This is a genomic window from Promicromonospora kroppenstedtii DSM 19349 (assembly GCF_000515355.1).
Classification (GTDB): Bacteria; Actinomycetota; Actinomycetes; order Actinomycetales; family Cellulomonadaceae; genus Promicromonospora; species Promicromonospora kroppenstedtii.
The window spans coordinates 71,652-72,707 of sequence record NZ_KI911686.1 but is presented as its reverse complement, the minus strand read 5'-3'; the positions used below and the strand labels follow the sequence as shown (position 1 = coordinate 72,707).

At 74.2% G+C, this 1,056-nt stretch carries 1 protein-coding gene; it reads right to left on the bottom strand.

The window, feature by feature from the left end; translation table 11 throughout:
* The coding region (locus tag PROKR_RS14960) for an enolase C-terminal domain-like protein (RefSeq protein ID WP_036964654.1) at window positions 1-1,034 on the bottom strand (1,034 nt) is incomplete at its 3' end.
* Window positions 1,035-1,056: the final 22 nt, after the last annotated feature.

Sequence of the window (1,056 nt, the reverse complement as noted above, 5' to 3'; positions counted from 1 at the left end):
ACACCGTCGACCGGGCCGAGCAGCCGCGGGTCGACGCCGGCCACGGTGCCGGGCACGCCCTCGACGATCTCGACGTTGCCGAGCCCGGCGGCGAGGTGTGCGGCGTACCGCGTCTTGAGCGGCCGGCCCCAGGCGTGCGGGGAGCCGTGCACGCCGTCCGCCACGAGCTCGGGCATCAGGCGCCGCCACGCGGTGAGGCCGTACGACATGACGTCCATGAGCAGCACGTCGATCGACCCGGCGGCGGCGACCGGCCGCAGCGCGGCGACGTCGGGCGAGGTCTCGCCCTCCGCGATGCGCGTCTCCGGCGAGTGGGCGTCGAGCCAGGAGCGGAGCGCCTTGAGGTCGTCGGCATCGTCGAGGAACGGCTCCTCGACCCAGAACAGGCCGACGTCGGCGACGGCCTCCAGGTAGGTGATGAACCCGTCGCGGTCGTAGCCGTCGTTGGCGTCCACCAGGATGCGGGCGTCGGGGAACGCGTCGCGGACGGCGCGGGTCACCTCGATGTCGCGGGCGTCGCCGGCCTCCCGCGGCAGCCACTTGTTGCCGCGGCCGATCTTGAGCTTGAAGTCCCGGAAGCCCAGGGCGGCGTCGGCCCGGCACTCCTCGACCAGCACGCCGACGCCGCGCGGCGCGTCGTCCGGGTCGAGGTCGTCGAAGTAGACGGCGCCGTCGTAGACGGCGACGTCGGGCGAGCCGCTCGCGCCGAGCAGCGCGTGCACAGGCGCGTCGAGCACCACGCCGAGGAGATCGTGCAGGGCGATGTCGAGCCAGTGCTCCGCGTCGTCGCGGATGCCGGTGGCGGGGTCGATCAGCTCCGAGAGCAGGCGGCCCTCGACCCGGGCGACGTCGCCCGGCGATCCCTCGAACAGTCCCCAGCCGGTCCGGCCGTCCTCGGTGACCAGCACCGCGACGTGGGAGTCGGGGCCGGAGCCGTGGCTGCCGAGCCGGGCGTTGCGGCCCACGGTCCGGGGGTAGCGGGTCTCCAGCGAGGCGAGCCGGACGGAGCTGATACGGGGGTCTGCGGAGGCCATGGGATCCAATCAGGGCAGGTCG